We start from the raw sequence: 18019 nt of genomic DNA, 5'->3' as shown, positions 1-18019 counted from the left end.
GATGAGGCCGGCCCAGTCAGCACAAAGTCTGGATCAAACAGTCATCCGCAACCGCGCCAGATCCCGCAACGGCGGCGCGCCAAACAACCGGCTGTACTCACGGCTGAACTGCGACGGGCTTTCATACCCCACCCGATAACCCGCCGCCGACGCTTCCAGCCCTTCGGCCAGCATCAGCCGGCGGGCTTCCTGCAAGCGCAGTTGCTTCTGGTATTGCAGCGGGCTCATGGCGGTCATGGCCTTGAACCGATGATGCAAGGTCGAGACGCTGAGGTTCACTTCCCGAGCGAGGTCATCGATGCGCAACGGCTGTTCGAAATGGCCGTTGAGCCATTTGATCGCCTGGCTGATGCGATGGCTCTGGCTATTGGCGATGGCGATTTCATACAGCCGATAGCCTTGCGGGCTGCGCAACAGGCGATAAAGGATTTCCCGGCGCACCAGGGGCGCGAGCATGGCGATGTCCTTCGGCGCATCGAGCAGGCGCGCCAGGCGCAGCACCGCGTCGAGCATCGGCGTGTCCAGGCGTTCGACATACAGGCCGCGACCGGCCGGGCGAGTCGGCACGCCGAGGGGGCCGGCATCGGCGATCAGCGCGGTGATTTCCGCCGGGTCGATGTCCAGGCGCAGCGCCAGGATCGGCTGCTCGGGCGAGACGTTGGCGATGCAACCGCTCAACGGCATCGACACCGAGACCACCAGGTAATGCAGCGGGTCGTAGTTGAACAATTCATCCGCCAGCCGCACCTGCTTGCTGCCTTGGGCCATGATGCACAGGGCCGGTTGCGCCAGCACGGGGGCGAATTTGTGCGGCTGGCTGTGGCGCGACAGATGCAACGAGCCGATGGCCGTGGCGTAGCTGCCGTCTTCGCTGGTGTTGCGGTCGATGATCGACGCCAGTTCGGCGCGCTGTTGTTCCAGATACGTGTCCAGCGGGACGTGGGCGTGATCGAGTGGCGACATGCCGGAATCCTCAACGAATACAGGGGCGATGTAACAAAGCTTATGTTTGTGCAAGGCGCGGCGGTAGTCACATCCTGTTGAAAGCTTGCCTGATCCTGCACGACTGGCGCCTGCAGAACTGTACAACGCGGTTGAAACTTGCTTGAAACCTTTTGTTTCAACTTCCGCTGTTCAACTCATGTCGAGGCCGGATTCGGGGTTGGCGAGGGGCAGGATTGTGCAATGGGTCGGCAGGAATCGACTAACGAAGCTGGCGTCGGGACGCTTAACCTTTGATCCTGTCGCAGCCTGTCCCCGGCTGCACAACGGATTACCTGGGAGGGTTGAACATGACTACACACATCCCCGTCAGTCACATGGCTTTCGTCCGGGCCCGCACTGGCTGTTCCAAGCCGTTGGGTGCACGCCTCAGCACACTGATCGCGCCCTCGCGCCAGGCGCCCGGTTGCCTGCACTTTGCCTTGCAGCAATCGCAATGCGACGCCGATTTGTGGCTGGTGTCCGGGCTGTGGGTCAACCAGCAGGCAATGGACGCTTACTTCAACTCACCGGCCATGGCGATCTTCGCCGAGCTGGTACAGGACCTGGTGGTGAGCAGCCTGGATTTTCACACCTTCCGGGAAGTATCCGCCGTCCAGGCGACCGAAGGGTGCATGGCGAAGGTACACAAACTGGCCGGTTGAAGGTTTAATGACGGTCATTTTCCATCGCCAGGATGCGCACTATGGCACGCAAAGCCTTTGAAACGTTTGAAGCAGTTTCCGCAGTTGTTCCCAAGGAAGGTGGCGGCTATTACGCAGCCATCGCCACCAAGGCCATCGGTGGCTCAGGTGCGCCGCGCTTCAACAAGGTACTTGAAGAGCAAGTGTTCGAAACCGCTACCAAGGCCGATCAAGCGGCTGCCGTGCAGTTGACTCACCTGCAGGGTGTCGACGACGAGGGTGGGTTGGTCTGGTAAACCAGCGCCGATAGGAATGCTTTTGTGGCGAGGGGATTTATCCCCGCTGGGGCGCGAAGCGGCCCTAAAACCTAGCGACTCGGTATGGCGGGATAATCGAGCTGATCTTTTTTGGGGCCGCTTCGCGCCCCAACGGGGATAAATCCCCTCGCCACAAATAATCTGACCGCCTATCTTTATCGAGGGCGATGCATCTTGAACAACGCCTCCGGCCCCAGTTGGAAATAATCCGCCGGCCCGCCACCGCGCAAGATCGGCTCGGCGGCTGCGGTGTCGTACACCCCATCCTTCAACAGCCATTTGGCGATATGCACGGCGACCACTTCGCCGAGGATCAGCCAGCTCGGCACCAGCCCTTTGTCCGCCCGCTGCAATTGAATGATCTGCGTGACCTTGCACTCGAAGGACACCGGGCTTTCAGCGACACGCGGCACCTGGATCACTCGCGACGCCACCGGCGTCAGGCCCGCCAATTCGAATTCGTTGACCTCTGGCGCGACCATCGCGCAGCTCTGGTTCATCTGCTCGGCCAGCGGGCGCGTGGCCAGGTTCCAGGCGAATTCGCCGGTCTGTTCGATGTTGTTCAGGCTGTCTTTGCGCCCAACGCTGGAGAACCCAATGATCGGCGGAACGTAGTTGAAGGCGTTGAAGAAACTGTAGGGCGCCAGGTTCAGGCGGCCTTCGCCATCCTGCGAAGAAATCCAGCCGATGGGCCGTGGGCCGACGATGGCGTTGAACGGGTCGTGGGGCAAGCCGTGGCCGTGGGCGGGTTCGTAGAAATGGATGTCGTCGGGCATGGCTGGAGAAGGTCCTGCGATGGAAGTTCAAGGGATTCGAGGATAGTGCAGGGCCCCGCCGTTTTTGTCAGCACCCTGGAACCTCGTGGGAGCGGGCTTGCTCGCGAATGCGGTGGTTCAGACAGATGGATGTTGACTGACACACTGCCTTCGCGAGCAAGCCCGCTCCCACATTGGATTTTTGCAGTCAGGAAAATCGTGCTCCGCTGTTATCGCTGTGCTGGTTTCGTTTGCCCCACAAACAACTAAGCCCGGCCGAAGCCGGGCTGTAAGAGTGTCGTTGTGGTTATTAGCTGATGGCGGCACCGTTGGTGCGATCGAAGCCATCTTCAGCGACGGTGTTGCCGTTGGTGCGATCGAAGCCATCTTCAGCGACGGTGTTGCCGTTGGTGCGATCGAAGCCATCTTCAGCGACGGTGTTGCCGTTGGTGCGATCGAAGCCATCTTCAGCGACGGTAGCGCCGTTGGTGCGATCGGAACCGTCAGCAGCGAGAGTGGCGGCGCCAGTGCGCTCATAACCATCAGCGGCGATGGCCGAGCTGGTGCGGTCGAAGCCATCGGCAGCAAAAGTGTTGGCGGCCAGTACGGACAGGGTCAGGGCGATGATCAGTTTGGTTTTCATGGTCGTGCTCCAGAATGTTTAACGTTAAGTGCCTTGGGTGTGGAGTTCATATTACGCTTGTTAAATTGATTAAAAAGCGCAAAAAAATGCTAAAACCTATCGATTAAATCGATTTGTTTGCGACTGCCACAATACGGTCAATGAGGCCCATTACCGGCGTATCCAATGGCGTTCTGTTGAGGATGAGGATGGGGGGCGGGCATTAACTAGAAATTAATGTCAGATAAATCTTCGGACATGCAGAACGAAAAAAGGGGCGAACCTGTCAGGTCCGCCCCTTTTTTCTATACGTGTCGAGAGGTCAGTCGGTCACGATCCGCGAATGCTTGCGGGTGTCCTTCATGGTGATGTAGACCAACAGCGACACGGCGATGCAAGCCGTCACGTACCAGTAGTAGCCGGTTTCCATGCCGATGCTCTTGAACCACAGCGCGATGTATTCAGCGGTGCCGCCGAAGATCGACACGGTGAGTGCGTAGGGCAGGCCGACGCCCAGGGCGCGGATTTCGGTAGGGAACAGCTCGGCTTTTACCACCGCGTTGATCGAGGTGTAGCCGCTGACGATGATCAGCGCCGCCATGATCAGGAAGAACGCGCCCCACCAGGTCTGGATGGTGTGCAGGGTGGTGAGGATCGGCACGGTGAACAACGTACCCAGGATGCCGAAGGCAATCAGGATCGGCCGACGACCGATCTTGTCCGACAGCCCACCGATGACTGGTTGCAGGCACATGAACAGGAACAGCGTGGCGGCGGAAATGGTGGTGGAGTCGGAGATGCTCATGCCGACGGTGTTCACCAGGTATTTCTGCATGTAGGTGGTGTAGGTGTAGAACGCCAGCGTGCCGCCCATGGTCAGGCCGACCACGGTCATCAGTTCCTTGGGATGGCGCATCAAGGTGCGCATCGCGCTTTCCTTGGCCTTTTCCTTCTTGGTGAACGACTCGGTTTCTTCCATGCCACGTCGCAGGTACAGCGCGACGATCGCACACAGCGCGCCGATGGCGAACGGGATACGCCAGCCCCAGGCGTACAGTTGCTCGGTGGTGAGGAATTGTTGCAGCACGATCAGCACGCCGAGGGCGATGAGCTGGCCGGAGATCAGCGTCACGTATTGGAAGCTGGAGAAGAAACCACGGCGTTCCTTGGTCGCCATCTCGCTCAGGTAGGTCGCTGAAGTGCCGTACTCGCCACCCACCGACAGGCCTTGGAGCAAACGGGCAAACACCAGCAGGATCGGCGCGCCGACGCCGATGGTTTCGTAGCTCGGGCTCAGGGCGATGATCAGCGAGCCGAAGCACATCAGGTAAACCGAGGCCATCAGTGCACGTTTGCGACCGGCGCGGTCGGCGTACAACCCCATCAGCCACCCGCCGATCGGGCGCATCAGGAAGCCCACGGCGAAGATCGCGGCGGTGTTGAGCAATTGGGCGGTGGTGTCGCCCTTGGGGAAGAAGACTTTGGCGAAGTACAACGAGAAAGCGGCGTAGACGTACCAGTCGTACCACTCGACCATGTTGCCGACCGAGCCACTGAAGATCGACTTGATCCGGCTGGCGGTGGTTCTTTCACGGGCGGGCACGGCAGCCGACCCGATGGGCAGGGCGTTGGAGTTATCCATTGAAGGATCCTTCGTTTAATTGTTTTTGTGGAGCGCGTGGGAACGCAGCCTGACAGGGCTATAGCAGGAGCTGTGCCAGGTGGCGAAAGGCCGGTCTAGAGGGGGTGGGGGTATTGCGTCGGCGGAAATCCGCTCATTGTGATTGGGGGTGTGGGCGGGAATCCGCTTATGCAGGAAGGTGTGTATCGTCAGTACCGGCCTCATCGCGAGCAAGCTCGCTCCCACACTTTTGTCCGGTGTACACATCCCCCTGTGGGAGCGGGCTTGCTCGCGAAAGCGGTGTGTCAGCCAATTCAATATCGACTGACCTGACGCCTTCGCGAGCAAGCCCGCTCCCACATTTTTGTCCAGCGTGTACACATGCCCCTGTGGGAGCGAGCTTGCTCGCGATGAGGCCAATACAGCCGCCAAAAAATAGCGACCTTACAAAAACATCTCCCGGCTCAACCCATGCCGCTGCATTTTTTCATTGAAGGTGCGGCGCGGCAGTTGCAGCTCTTCGAGCACGGCTTTCACGTCACCCTTGTGCCGGGTCAGGGCGGCGCGCAGGCATTGGGCCTCGAAGGCTTCCTGTTGGGCCGCGAGGGACTGGCCCGGTTCGGTGTCCAGGGCGGGCAGTTGGTCCAGGCCCAGTACCTGGCGCTCGGCGACGTTGGCCAGTTCGCGCACATTGCCCGGCCAATCGTGGCTGAGCAGATGGCTCAGTTGTGGGCCGCTCAAGGGGACGGCGGGGCGGCCGAGGCGTTCGGCGGCGCTGTGGGTGAAATGCTCGAACAGCAGCGGAACATCTTCGCGTCGTTCCCGCAACGGCGGCAGGCGCAGCTCGGCGATGTTCAGGCGATAGGCCAGGTCTTCACGAAAACGCCCGGCCCGCGCTTCGTCCAGCAAGTCGGGCTTGGTGGCGGCGATGATGCGCAGGTCGACGTTGATGCTCTGGTTGGAACCCAGGCGTTCGAGTTTCTTTTCCTGCAACACGCGCAGCAACTTGGCTTGCTGGGCCAGCGGCATGCTTTCGATTTCATCGAGGAACAGCGTGCCGCCGTCGGCGTATTCGAGCTTGCCGATGCGCTTGCCCTGGGCGCCGGTAAAGGCGCCGCTTTCATGGCCGAACAGTTCGGCCTCGAACAACGGTTCGGGGATGGCCGCGCAGTTCAGGGCCACGAACGGTTTGCTCGCCCTTGGCCCGAAGTCGTGCAGGCAACGGGCAACCAGTTCCTTGCCGCTGCCGGTTTCGCCGCGGATCAACACGTTGACCGGCAACGTCGCCAGGTCCAGCACCTGGCGACGCAGGTTTTGCAATGCCCGCGAGACGCCAAGCAGGGTGGCGTCGAGCTTGGCGCGGGCATCGGCCTGTTCGTGCAGCCGGCGGTTTTCCAGAATCAGGAAGCGCTTGTCCAGCGCCCGGCGCAAGCTGCCCAGCAGCGCTTCGGGGCTGAAGGGCTTTTCGAGGAAGTCGTAGGCCCCGTCGCGCATGGCCTCCACGGCCATCGGCACGTCACCATGGCCGGTCAGCAGAATCACCGGCAGGTCCGGGTCACGCCTGCGCACTTCGGCCAGCAACTCCAGGCCGCCCAGCCCGGGCATGCGCACGTCGCTGAGGATTACCCCGGGAAAATTGTCCGGCAGATGCGCCAGGCATTCTTCGGCGCGACTGAACAATTGCACCTGGAATCCCGACAGGCTCAGCCACTGCTCGACAGCCGTGCGGATGCTGCTCTCGTCATCGACGACCATGACCGAATCAAGCATGCAATTGCGCCTCCTGATCGATGGGCAAGGTCACGCAGAATACCGCGCCATGTTCATGATTGTCCGCCGTCAACCGCCCGCCGGATTCATGGATGATCGCAAACGAAACCGCCAGCCCCAGGCCGAGGCCATCGCCTACGGCCTTGGTGGTGAAGAAGGGGTCGAACACTTGCGCCAGATGTTCTTCGGCGATCCCGGTGCCGCTGTCGCTGACGCTCAGGCGCCACAATTGGTCATCGGCCTCCAGGCGCACTTCCAGGCGCTTGAGGGGTTGGTCGGCCATGGCGTCGAGGGCGTTGCGCAACAGGTTGATCAGTACCTGTTCGAGGCGGATCGCGTCGCCACGAACCCACGCCGGACGGGTCAGGTGCAACACGGTACTGACGTTTTCGTCCCGCAGGCGCGTTTCCAGCAATTGCAGGGCTTGATCTACTACCGCCGCCAGGTCCAGGCGTTCGCGCAGGCCGCTGGGGCTTTTGCGGGCGAAGGTTTTCAAGTGGCCGGTGAGGGCGGCCATGCGCGTCAGCATGTCGTCCACCGGCTTGAGGGCCTTGTAGGCGTCATCGACGCGGCCATGGTCCAGCAGCAAGCGCAGGGTGGCCAGTTGCATGCGCTGGGCGGTCAACGGCTGATTGATTTCGTGGGCCAGCGCGGCGGACATCTGCCCGAGGGCGGCGAGCTTGGCCGATTGCACCAGGCCGTCCTGGGCCGTGCGCAACTCGCGCGTGCGCTCGTCCACCAGGCGTTCAAGTTCCTCGCGGCTGCGTTGGCGCAACCTTGCCAGGCGCCAGCGCTGGTTGAGAAACAGCAGGAGGAACACCAGCGCCAGCCACAACCCGGCGGCGGCGAGGCCGGCGTTGCGCAAGTCTTCGAAGGCGATCTGAGGGCGCCGCAACAAATGCAGGGTCCAGCCTTCGGCGGTCAACGGCAGGGACTCCCATAAGTAGTCCGCGGCGCCATCAGGCGCCTCGACCCGGGCCAGGTGGCTGTTATCGTCAAAGCGTCGCAGCGGTTCATAGGCCAGCGGTTGCAACGGTTGCTTGTCGTATTGGCGCGTGGCCTTGAGCTCGGCAAGGTCGCTGTCGGACAGGGCGTGCAAGTGGCGATAGCGCCAGCCCGGACGATTGGCGATGAAAATGATGCCCCGCGCATCGCTGACCAGCAACGTGTCGCTGCCCTGGCGCCACTCTCGCTCCAGCTCCGGGAATTCGAGCTTCACCACCATGGCCCCGAGGAATTCGCCGTCGTCGCCGGTCACCGCGCTGGACAGGAAATAGCCGGGGATGCCACTGGTCACGCCCACCGCATAAAACCGCCCGGTGCCATGGGTGCGTGTCTGGATGAAATAGGGGCGAAACCTGTAGTTGTGACCGACATAGCTACTGGGCAGGCGCCAATTGCTGGCCGCCACGGCCAGGCCGGTACGGTCCATCAATTCCAGCGTGGAAGACTGCGCGGCGCCGTTGATCTTTTCCAGCTTGCGATTGAGTTCATCCTGTTGTGCCGGGCTGATCGGCCCCTTGAGGGCGTCCCGCAGCTGCGGGTCCAGGGCGAGCACGACGGGCAGGGCGCGATAGCGTTCGATCAGGGTGTGCAACGAGTTGGCGTACAGCGCCAGTTGCTGGCTGGCACGGCTGGCGTCTTCTTCCAGGGCCTCGCGTTCGGCATGGCGCACGGCCAGGGTGGCGGCAAGGGCGGCGCCGGCGAGGATCGAGGCGATGACAAGAAGCAGGCGCAGGGGGCGCGGCATTGCGGACATATAAATGTTCAAGGACCGGGCAGGGATGGGCACGATAGCACGCCGCCACCCCTTCGTGATGCGCCTCGATGCGTGGTTATCTAAGCATCCTCTGCGTCTGTTTCAAACGCCCGACGGTGGCCTCCATTTCTCTGTGCATGCTTCGACGGGTGATTCCAGTCGATTGTCCAAATATTTTGCTCAAAGGCACGTAAACATCGAAGGTCTCAACGCCCGCTTTGTCGTACAGCCTGTCGACGACAGTAATTTCCTGGGTTAATAAAGTGATCAGCTCGTTGATGTATTGATCGGCACGGTCTATTTTTTCTTCGGAAATTTCCTGCCCCGCGCCGATGATCTCATGGGCGATTTCAACGGTGCCTGTTGCAGTTTTCACCACGGCAGAAATCGCGCTGCCACCTGCCACATCCGCTGCTTTCAACGCAGTCGATGTGCCCGTGTTCACCGCTTCCCTTGCCAGGCTCAATGCATCCTTTCGAGACGGAGATTGCAGACTCTCAGCGAAGCCCTCGGCTTTCTTCAGCAGATAGGTGGCTGGACTTTTCTTGGCGTCGACCCCCTTGATGATTTCGCTCGGTTCCAAGGCAGAACTTTTGAATTTGACTGACGCGTCCACCCCCGCTTTCTCTATGCCCTTGTCCAGTCCCAAGGACACTCCCTTGGCTACTGCAAAACCCACTGCGACGCCTATGATCATACCGGGCGGGCCTGCCACGGCGCCTAACGCCGCTCCTCCCACGCCTAACCCAGCGCCCACTGTCAAGTTGATCGCGTTCTTGGCTACCTGGACGCCGACCCTTGACGCTGCCGATTGGGCACGGGTCGATGCTGATCGATGATTATCCAGTTGTGCTTGAGCCTGGATAGCCCTCGCTGAGATTGTCCCCAGGAGATCACTGAACCTGTAGATGCCTTCGCGTAATTCGGAGCGAGCCCGGTACTGCTGCTGGCGTTTCCTCGCTGCAGCCTTCCGGTCATCTCTCTCCGTTCGCTTCTCTCTTATGAACCCGCCTACATCGACATAGGTCATCGGATTGTTGGTGACGAACCCATATAGGTTCAACCCGTCGATATCTCCCGCCGGGTCGGCACTCACCCAGCGTGCCAGCCACGGCGCGTAATAACGTGCACCGTAGTAATAGAGCCCGCTGGCGTCCATCTCCTTACCAGAGTAGCGAACGGTCCTGTAGCTTGCTTCCAGGGCGGAACGGCCCGCGTACCAGGCGGTTCCGCCGAAAGGATAATAATGCTCAAGGCTGATCAGGCCGCCGGCGCGGTCCAGCTCCAGTGTGCTGGAACCCAGGTGATCATCGAGGTTGTAGCGCAACTGATCGGCTTCGATCCCCACAGGTTGGCCGGCTTCCCAATGCAGGCAGCGGACACTGCCGTGAGCCAACCCGAGGGTGAGTACGTGGAGACGTTCGCCATCGCTGGAAGTGCGTATTTCAATGCCCGGCAAATAACGTGTCTGCTGGACTGTGCCTACGGCAGTGTGGGTTTTGCCGACCCGCTCGCCCTGGCTGTACAGATAGGTTTCGTTATCGTCGCTCAGATCATCTTCCCGCTTGATCACCGTGACAGTGCTGAGCTGGTCGCGAGAGTTCCAGGTCAGCGCCGGCGTACCGCTCTGCAGGAACAGCTGGTTACCATGGGCGTCGAACTGCGTGTCGAAATCCGGCTCGGGTTCGCCTTCTGTCCATCGCACGCCGCGGTTGCTGTTGGGGTCGATGCGCGTGATGTGCGTGTGATTGTTGCCCTCGCGAATATGGCGCAGACGGGTCAAGTTGTTGCCGCTGTCGTATTCGTATTGTTGGGCATAGTTGAAGCGGCGGTTCGGGTCGATGGGGATGATGGGGGCCGGCAAGCCGGGTTGCAGGTGTGGTGTGTCGCCCTCGAAGCCGCTGGCGGTGATGAGCCGATAGAGCGAGTCGTAGGTAAACTCGCGATGGCCGTCCACGCGTTGGTTGGCAAAATGGACGGTGGCGACTGTGTGGTCTTCGATGCGCGTTATGTTGCCTACACGATCGTAGAAGTAGGCCAGGTCCTGGCGCAGGTCTGCACCGGGTTTTCCTGCCTGGAGTGTGCTCAGCCGGCCATCGGCCGGGTCATAGGTCCAGCGGCTGATAATGCCGTTTGCCGCCTCCTGACGCTCGATCTGGCCGGCAGCGTTGTACTGGGCCGCCAGCATGATCGGTTGCGACGCGGTATCGAACTTGAGCTGCAAGTCGACTGCCTTGAGCTGCCCGGCGACGTCCAGGCGCAGGTGCTGGCGATGACCGCCTGCATCGGTCTGGCCGATGAGCGCGCCGAGGGCATCGAAGGTTTGCTCGGTCGTATGAATGTCGGCGTCGGCGAACGCGCGGGCCTGACGCAGGGGCAAGCCGGACAGGCCATAACTGTCGCAACGCAAAGTGCCGGACGGATCGACTTGTTCCAACAATTGCCCACGCACGTTGCGACCGGCGTCTTGAGTGGCGTCGCCATAGGTGAAGGTTTCGACATTCAAGTCGCTGTTCTCGTCCAGTGCCACCGGGCGCAACTGGCTGTCATGGTGCATGCGCCATCGATTGCCACGTGCGTCCCAGCGTTCCAGGGTTTCACTTGCCAACCCCGGCAATATCAAGCGCCAGCCGGCATCGACGCTGTCGATACGCAGCGGCTCCCCCATGAGATTGTAGATCGTGGATTGGTTGGCTTTCGGGGCATGGCCGAACAGACGGGCATCCCATTGTTCGGCGAGGCGCCCGGCTCCGTCGAACCGTTGACGGGCGATGAGGGCGACAGCGGCGACCGAAGCCTCGCTACGCAGGTAAGCGACTTGCCGCACGGGCAAGCCTCGTCCATCGACGGCGACGACGTTCGGAGTGCGAGCGTGGACATTCGTCATATCAGTCCTTCGACAATGGGCCAGTCGATGGCGGGACGGTATCGTTGTAATCATGATCGCACTGATACCACGGATGATAGACATGCCAGGCTTGATCAAGCTTGGCATTGATGACCTTGATCAAGCGCCCTGGCGGGTCGTAGAACTGCTGGTCGTGGTAACCGTGTTCTCGCAGCGAGGCGTCATTGATGTAGCGCCAGGTATCGGCGAAATAGGGGCGATACATCCGCGTGACCAAGCCTTTATTGTTGTACTCGACCCGTTCGCTGACGCGCCAGCGCGGGTCGGCTTCGCGCTGTACCGGCTTGCCATCCCCGCCTAACTCCAGCGAGCCTTCTTCAGTCACGGCGTAGGCTTTGCCTGCCTCGACCAACTGCTTGGTTTGCAGGGCGCGGCCAAAGCCGTCGACGGCGCTGAGGGTGATGCGGATCTGTTGCAGCGGGTCGTCCGGGTAACGATCGGCGCTCAACACGACGCTGTGCACCGGTTCCCGAGGCGTGGCCCGGACCAGCCTCCAGAGTCGCTCCTCATCGGCGGTGCGCACGGCCAGTCGGGCCAGGCGAACCCGTGCCGAGGCCCGGACATGACCGCTGGGCAATAAGTATCGAGCCCGGACCCACTCGTCACGTTGTGCCGCCGACACCTGCGCCAGGTCGGGCAAACTCATCCAACTCATATCTTCGACACGCACGGCGCTGGCGATGTTGCCCAGGGTTGCCTTGGAGTTCGCAATCGCATAGGCCGGCGACAGGTCGGCAGGGGGCTCATAATCCTCAATGCCATGGAAGCCTGCCGGAACGCCATTTTCAGTGCCATGGAACGTAACGCCCAACGGTACGCCCGCCGGTCCGTAAAGCGCTTGCTGGACGTTCTCGTTGGCGTCGGTGATCTTGCTTGGCAACAGCGAGTGGTAGTTGTATTCGACGCGGGTGGTGCAACCGTCCGGAAGCTGTACGGCGATGGCCATCAAATGAAAATCGTCGTAACTGACCGAGGTGACGCCATGGCTCTGGGTCTCCTGTAATTGGCTGATGTGGAAGAAGCCGTCCAGCGGCAAGTATTGGGGAAAGCCGATTTTCTTGGACCAGAGGTTTCGGGCCTCGTCCTTTTTCGAATCTTCAAGTAGGAACAGCGCCATGGGCTCGAAGCCGATCGTTTCCAGTTGCTCGCGAATGTCGAACGGTTCAGGCACCGCGTCGTAGGCGCTCAGCGCCTGCTCGTCGAATTCGGCGATTTCCAAGGGACCGCGCAAAGCCTGGAACAGGATCTTGCCTGATCCGTCGCGCATGTAGGTTTGTTCCTCAAGGGCGATCAGCTCTCGGGCGGCCGTCCAGGCCGGCGAACCCTGAAGCTCAAGGACGCTTTCGTAGCTCACCTGTTGCGGTGTGAGTCCGCCCGGCAGTGGGGCTTTGGGGCGTTGCAACCCGTTGGTCCGGGCGCGCCAGGGCAAGCCCAGTCGCTGGCGCAGTCCTTCCTCGTCGATCAGGTGTTGATAGTCGGCCAGGCTTTCGGTCAGGTGGTACACCTGTTGTTGATCGTCGTGAGCGTCGCGCCACCAGGTGTTTTCATCCTCATCCTCAAAGGGTGGCTCGTCGTCCGCTGTCAGGCGTCGCGCGTAATTGACCAGGAAACCGTGAGTCAACTGGCCGTAGCGGTTCCAGGCCAGGTTGATGGTGTGTTGGGCTTGCGGGTCGTTGATGAAACCGTCGTATTGATAACTGACCGTTTCCAACGCCAAAACCAGCAAGCTTTTTTGGCCGTCATGGGGTTGGCGCAGCAGGTAACGCTGTTGCGTCACGGTGTAGGGCTCGAGCATGGCAATCGATTCGGCGTGATGGGTTTCGCTGCGCAGTACCTGGCCACTCAAGGCATAGGCCATTTCCCGGGCCGTGTCCGGGTCGGGCGTGATGATTTCGTCGACGTTGTCCCGTTCGTGGAGCCGGGCCAGCAGCGTGGGCCCCAGCGACGGGGCATCGCTGTCGATGTCAAAACAATCCTTGAGCGGCTGATCGACGGTGCGGCCGGTGTGGAACCAGGTCTTGAGCAGCACTGGCGCGGTGAAGCTGTCGTCTGTGTCACCGGCGGGGATTTCGCTGTCGAGCTGATACAGCCGGCCGAAGCCACGGAACTCGCGGTGATAGCTGTCGTAGTCGCCTTCAAAATAGCTGAGGTGTTGGGTCAGGTAGTTACCGGTGATCTCGTCCAGTTGTTGCTGGTGCGCCACCAGTGGAAGGGCCATGGGCAGGTAGCAATCCAATGGTTTTCCCTGCGCCACGCGCTGTGCTTTTTCATCCAGCCAGAACTGAGCGCTGCTGCGGTAGGCCAGCGTACTGCTGCAACCCATGTTGTTGTTCGTGGCGCTGAGCACGTAGGGCCTTGAGGCGACGAAATCGTAGCGCCAATGCCGGGGTTTCATATCCGGCATGGCATGGGGCACGCTCAGGATCAGGCTCGCACAACCCAGGCCTTGCAGGTCGGCCAGTGTGACCTGGCAAAGATGGTCATAACGCAGGCCGTCGGGCCAAGGCACCTTAGTAGGTTCCTGATCCACCTGATTGCCGCCGTGGTTGAAATAAATCTCAAAACAATCGCTTTGCAGGTAAATCAATGCCGGCGCACCGGAGCCATCCAGATCGGCGATCCGCACCCGCTCTACATTGAACTCGTCATAGGTGAAGGGCAGGGCGCTCATGACGAAACCTTTGCCGAAACGCCCATGACCGAGGTTTGGCCAGCATTTGATTTCATTGAAGCGGATACGGCACAGCTCGGTGCTGTCGCTGCCCAGCATGTTGGTGAACAACACCAGCTCACTGCTCACATCGCTGAACAATGGCAGGTCACTGTCCGGTTCATGGGGAACGTCAACGCCGGCGGCGAAGCCTTGTTCACGAAGGTTGGCGTAGAGTCGCACGCTTTTCGGGCCGATCATGGCCAGCGAGCGCAAGCCGTCGCCGGTCAGGTCGCTCAATTGCGCGGCGGGGTGCAGGAACTCCGTGGGGAAACGCTTGAAGTCGGTGAAGGTCGACCAGCTGCGGTCAGGGTTCAGCGTGTAGAAGCCGTTCATGCCGGGCTGGGCGATGACCCAATTGAGGCGGCCGCTGCCGGTCAGGTCGGTGAGCAGTTGCATGACTCCCGGGTTTTCGGCGGCGATCGGAATGCTGGGAAGAAGCGACCAGGCACCGTAACCGATTTCTTCACTGTCGCCGGTCGTGGCGCGCTCGGGTTCGCGGTAATACCAGCCATTGGTATAGCGGCACAAGAAGCCTGGGACGCCTTCGCCATACAGGTCGACGCATTGATAGCGAACGCCATCTTCCAGGGCGGGCATTGTCTCGAGGGCAAAGAACGTCTTGGGTTCCAGGTTCGGCTCGAAGTCGCTGTAATGCAGTTCGACGGGCGGGCTGTTTTCGACCCGGCCGTCGGCGTCCCAATCTTGATAATGGGCAGCGGTCAATGTGCTATAGCGCAGCTCGGTAGTGGTGTATTCCAATAGCAACCGTCGCACCAGCGCGGGTTCGGTGTCGGTGTCGGCGGGGAAGTGGTGGAACATCAATACTTGATGACACAAGCGCCGTGTGCCGACTTCGAAACCGTATCGGTACGCGTGGAGCGGGTCGTCGCGCGGTAGCCAGTCGTCTTCGTCGTCGGCTGTCCAGGCCGGTTTTCCATCGAGCTGGACGGTGCGCTGTCCGTAGTCGAATAACAGATGGAAGTGCCAGGGCAGGTTGGCGGGGTTCTCTTCCTCGAAACAATAAAAGGTTTCGCTGGCCGTGGCATTGCCATAGCACACCCGGCGCAGGTAGCGCTGGGCGCTGTAGTCGTGGTCATCTTCGGACTCGGCGGGATCGGCGGTGTATTCGTAGTAGATGTGCTCGCCCAGCGGGCTGACTTCTTCCAAGAGCAGCCATTCGGCAATGCGTAGCGGATTCTCCGGATCAGCAATGCGCGACTCGCCGCTGTGCCCATAGCAATACAAATTCCCGTCGCTACCTTGTACGCGCCAGAACGGCGGCTGGCCGCCGTCGGGCATCCACAGCTCATAGATATCGAATGCGCTTTCCAGCCTGGGGTAATAGCGCACTACGCTATAGGTCATCCTGCTTCGCCCTGGGAGCGTGCGCGTTACGTGTGCCTCGTGGTCGGGCCAGCGATCCACCCCGTCGGGACCGACCATGACATCGTCTTCGAGGTAATGCGGCACGCCTTTACTGGTCTTGCGCGCAATGCTGGGGATCGGCAGCTGCATGCCGATGCCAAACGGGCCATTGCCGCTCTGGCTGTTGTACTGAAGGGTCATGGCCGGCGTCAGGTAACGAGCGCTCGACACCGGCAGCGGCAATTCAAACGAGGCGGCGCCCCGCGTGCCCACCGGGCCGAGGCTGTTGCCAATAGTCGCGATCGACGCGCTGCCGGCAATGGAGGGTGTGATGATCTGTAGGGGCGCTTGCTCTGCCATGGACGTTTATCCCTTTGATCAGCGCCAGGGCTGATTCCTGGTCAGGATGAGGATGCCAAGGGGGAGCGGGGATGTAACCTGTCAGATCTTACAGGTGGGCGGGTTTGGCCGATGAATGGCTGTGCGCATGCCTTTTGTGGGAGCGAGCTTGCTCGCGATAGCGGTGTGTCAGTCAACGTCCATGCTGAATGATCCAACGCTATCGCGAGCAAGCTCGCTCCCACAGGTTTTTGCTGCGGGCATGAAAAAAGGCCGGTGGGTTTGCCGCCCACCGGCCTTTTTCACAGCGCTGGAGTGCCTGTTATTGCACTTCCACCGCCAGGCTCTCGCTGATCTTCTGCTGCCAGATCGCCGGGCCTGTGATGTGCACCGACTCGCCTTTGCTGTCCACGGCGACGGTCACGGGCATGTCCTTGACCTCGAACTCGTAGATCGCTTCCATCCCCAGTTCGGCGAACGCCAGGACCTTGGATTTCTTGATTGCCTGGGCCACCAGGTAAGCGGCGCCGCCGACGGCCATCAGGTAGACGGCCTTGTTGTCCTTGATCGCTTCGATGGCGGTCGGGCCGCGCTCGGATTTGCCGATCATGCCCAACAAGCCGGTCTGCTCGAGGATCTGGCGGGTGAACTTGTCCATCCGCGTGGCGGTGGTCGGGCCGGCTGGGCCCACCACTTCGTCACCGACCGGATCGACCGGGCCGACGTAGTAGATGAAGCGACCCTTGAGGTCCACCGGCAAGGTTTCGCCCTTGTTCAGCATCTCGACCATGCGCTTGTGCGCCGCGTCGCGACCGGTGAGCATCTTGCCGTTGAGCAGCACGGTTTCGCCCGGCTTCCAGCTCTGCACGTCTTCCGGGGTCAGGGTGTCGAGGTCCACGCGACGGGCCGACGGGCCGGCTTCCCAGACGATTTCCGGGTAGGCGTCCAGCGGTGGCGCTTCCAGCGATGCCGGGCCGGAACCGTCGAGCACGAAGTGGGCGTGACGGGTGGCGGCGCAGTTGGGGATCATGCACACCGGCAGGGAGGCGGCGTGGGTCGGGTAGTCCATGATCTTCACGTCGAGCACGGTGGTCAGGCCACCGAGGCCCTGGGCGCCGATGCCCAGTTGGTTGACCTTCTCGAACAGCTCCAGGCGCATCTCTTCGATACGGTTCTGTGGACCGCGGGCCTTGAGCTCGTGGATGTCGATGGATTCCATCAAGACTTCCTTGGCCATCACCGCGGCTTTCTCGGCGGTGCCGCCGATGCCGATGCCGAGCATGCCCGGTGGGCACCAGCCGGCGCCCATGGTTGGAACGGTCTTCAGGACCCAGTCGACGATGGAGTCGGACGGGTTGAGCATGGCCATCTTCGACTTGTTCTCGGAGCCGCCGCCCTTGGCCGCCACGTCCACTTCCACGGTGTTGCCTGGGACGATGGAGTAGTGGATGACCGCCGGGGTATTGTCCTTGGTGTTTTTGCGCGCGCCTGCCGGGTCGGCGAGGATCGATGCACGCAGGACGTTTTCCGGCAGGTTGTAGGCGCGACGCACGCCCTCGTTGATCATGTCGTCCAGGCTCATGGTCGCGCCATCCCAACGCACGTCCATGCCCACGCGCACGAACACGGTCACGATGCCGGTGTCCTGGCAGATCGGCCGATGGCCGGTGGCGCACATGCGCGAGTTGATCAGGATCTGCGCCATGGAATCACGAGCCGCCGGCGATTCTTCGCGCAGGTAGGCCTCGTGCATCGCCTGGATGAAATCCACGGGGTGGTAATAGGAAATGAACTGCAGGGCGTCGGCAACGCTCTGAATCAGGTCGTCTTGCTTGATCACGGTCATGAGTCGCGCTCCTCTCTAAAGACGGGAACATTTTATGAGGCAGCTTCAAGCGGCAAGCTTCAAGTGGCAAGCTGAAGCAGTACGCGTACTGCTCTGAACTTGCCGCTTGAAGCTTGGAGCTTGGAGCTGACCCCAGGTCAAGGCACGCCGGGCATGCTGGCGCGACGCTAAAAAGGCGCGGCAGTATATCGCAGGCTGGGGGCCTGTGGGAGCGAGCTGCCTTTGTGGCGAGGGGATTTATCTGTGGCGAGGGGATTTATCCCCGCTGGGCTGCGAAGCAGCCCTAAAATGACTGAAGGCGAACACCCTGACACTCCGAGGTGACTGGTTTTCAGGGCTGCTCCGCAGCCCAGCGGGGATAAATCCCCTCGCCACAGGG

11 protein-coding genes are annotated in these 18019 nt (G+C 61.1%); 2 read left to right on the top strand and 9 right to left on the bottom strand.

Annotated elements, in window-relative coordinates:
- Window positions 1-33: 33 nt before the first annotated feature.
- Complete coding sequence (locus Q7C33_RS01535; RefSeq protein WP_030138440.1) at window positions 34-963, bottom strand: AraC family transcriptional regulator; 930 nt, start codon at window positions 961-963, stop codon at window positions 34-36.
- Window positions 964-1292: 329 nt separating this feature from the next.
- Between Q7C33_RS01535 and Q7C33_RS01530 the strand changes: the two genes are divergently transcribed.
- Both Q7C33_RS01530 and Q7C33_RS01525 read left to right on the top strand, forming a co-directional pair.
- Window positions 1293-1646 carry a putative quinol monooxygenase gene (locus Q7C33_RS01530; protein ID WP_030138441.1) on the top strand — a complete coding sequence of 118 codons (354 nt, stop codon included), beginning with the start codon at window positions 1293-1295 and terminating at the stop codon, window positions 1644-1646.
- Window positions 1647-1687: 41 nt separating this feature from the next.
- Window positions 1688-1921 carry a hypothetical protein gene (locus Q7C33_RS01525; RefSeq protein WP_407682715.1) on the top strand — a complete coding sequence of 78 codons (234 nt, stop codon included), beginning with the start codon at window positions 1688-1690 and terminating at the stop codon, window positions 1919-1921.
- Between the two features lie 176 nt (window positions 1922-2097).
- On the opposite strand, the gene Q7C33_RS01520 is transcribed toward Q7C33_RS01525, so the two are convergent.
- The 8 genes from Q7C33_RS01520 to Q7C33_RS01485 all read right to left on the bottom strand — a co-directional run bounded on the left by Q7C33_RS01520 (window position 2098) and on the right by Q7C33_RS01485 (window position 17640).
- On the bottom strand, window positions 2098-2718 hold the full coding sequence (locus Q7C33_RS01520) for a flavin reductase family protein (RefSeq protein WP_258649175.1): 621 nt from the start codon (window positions 2716-2718) through the stop codon (window positions 2098-2100).
- 289 nt (window positions 2719-3007) lie between these two features.
- Window positions 3008-3340 (bottom strand): hypothetical protein, encoded by a 333-nt coding sequence (locus Q7C33_RS01515; RefSeq protein WP_217861351.1) that lies wholly within the window; start codon window positions 3338-3340, stop codon window positions 3008-3010.
- A gap of 301 nt (window positions 3341-3641) precedes the next feature.
- Complete coding sequence (locus tag Q7C33_RS01510) at window positions 3642-4961, bottom strand: MFS transporter (protein WP_030140849.1); 1320 nt, start codon at window positions 4959-4961, stop codon at window positions 3642-3644.
- Between the two features lie 423 nt (window positions 4962-5384).
- Complete coding sequence (locus Q7C33_RS01505) at window positions 5385-6710, bottom strand: sigma-54-dependent transcriptional regulator (protein ID WP_030140848.1); 1326 nt, start codon at window positions 6708-6710, stop codon at window positions 5385-5387.
- Complete coding sequence (locus Q7C33_RS01500) at window positions 6703-8469, bottom strand: sensor histidine kinase (RefSeq protein WP_407682714.1); 1767 nt, start codon at window positions 8467-8469, stop codon at window positions 6703-6705. Before Q7C33_RS01500 ends, Q7C33_RS01505 begins: the two co-directional genes overlap by 8 nt.
- A gap of 76 nt (window positions 8470-8545) precedes the next feature.
- Window positions 8546-11356, bottom strand: a complete 2811-nt coding sequence (locus tag Q7C33_RS01495; RefSeq protein ID WP_407682713.1) for an RHS repeat-associated core domain-containing protein — start codon at window positions 11354-11356, stop codon at window positions 8546-8548.
- A 1-nt stretch (window position 11357) separates the two neighbouring features.
- A complete protein-coding gene (locus tag Q7C33_RS01490; RefSeq protein WP_407682712.1) occupies window positions 11358-15815 on the bottom strand; it encodes a SpvB/TcaC N-terminal domain-containing protein in 4458 nt (1485 codons plus the stop codon).
- A gap of 301 nt (window positions 15816-16116) precedes the next feature.
- Complete coding sequence (locus Q7C33_RS01485) at window positions 16117-17640, bottom strand: fumarate hydratase (protein ID WP_217861355.1); 1524 nt, start codon at window positions 17638-17640, stop codon at window positions 16117-16119.
- Between the last annotated feature and the right edge of the window lie 379 nt (window positions 17641-18019).

This window comes from Pseudomonas sp. BP11-1-1 (genome assembly GCF_052112105.1).
Lineage (GTDB): Bacteria > Pseudomonadota > Gammaproteobacteria > Pseudomonadales > Pseudomonadaceae > Aquipseudomonas > Aquipseudomonas alvandae.
The sequence above is the reverse complement of the archived record's forward strand: the minus strand, read 5'-3'. Positions and strand labels throughout refer to the sequence as shown.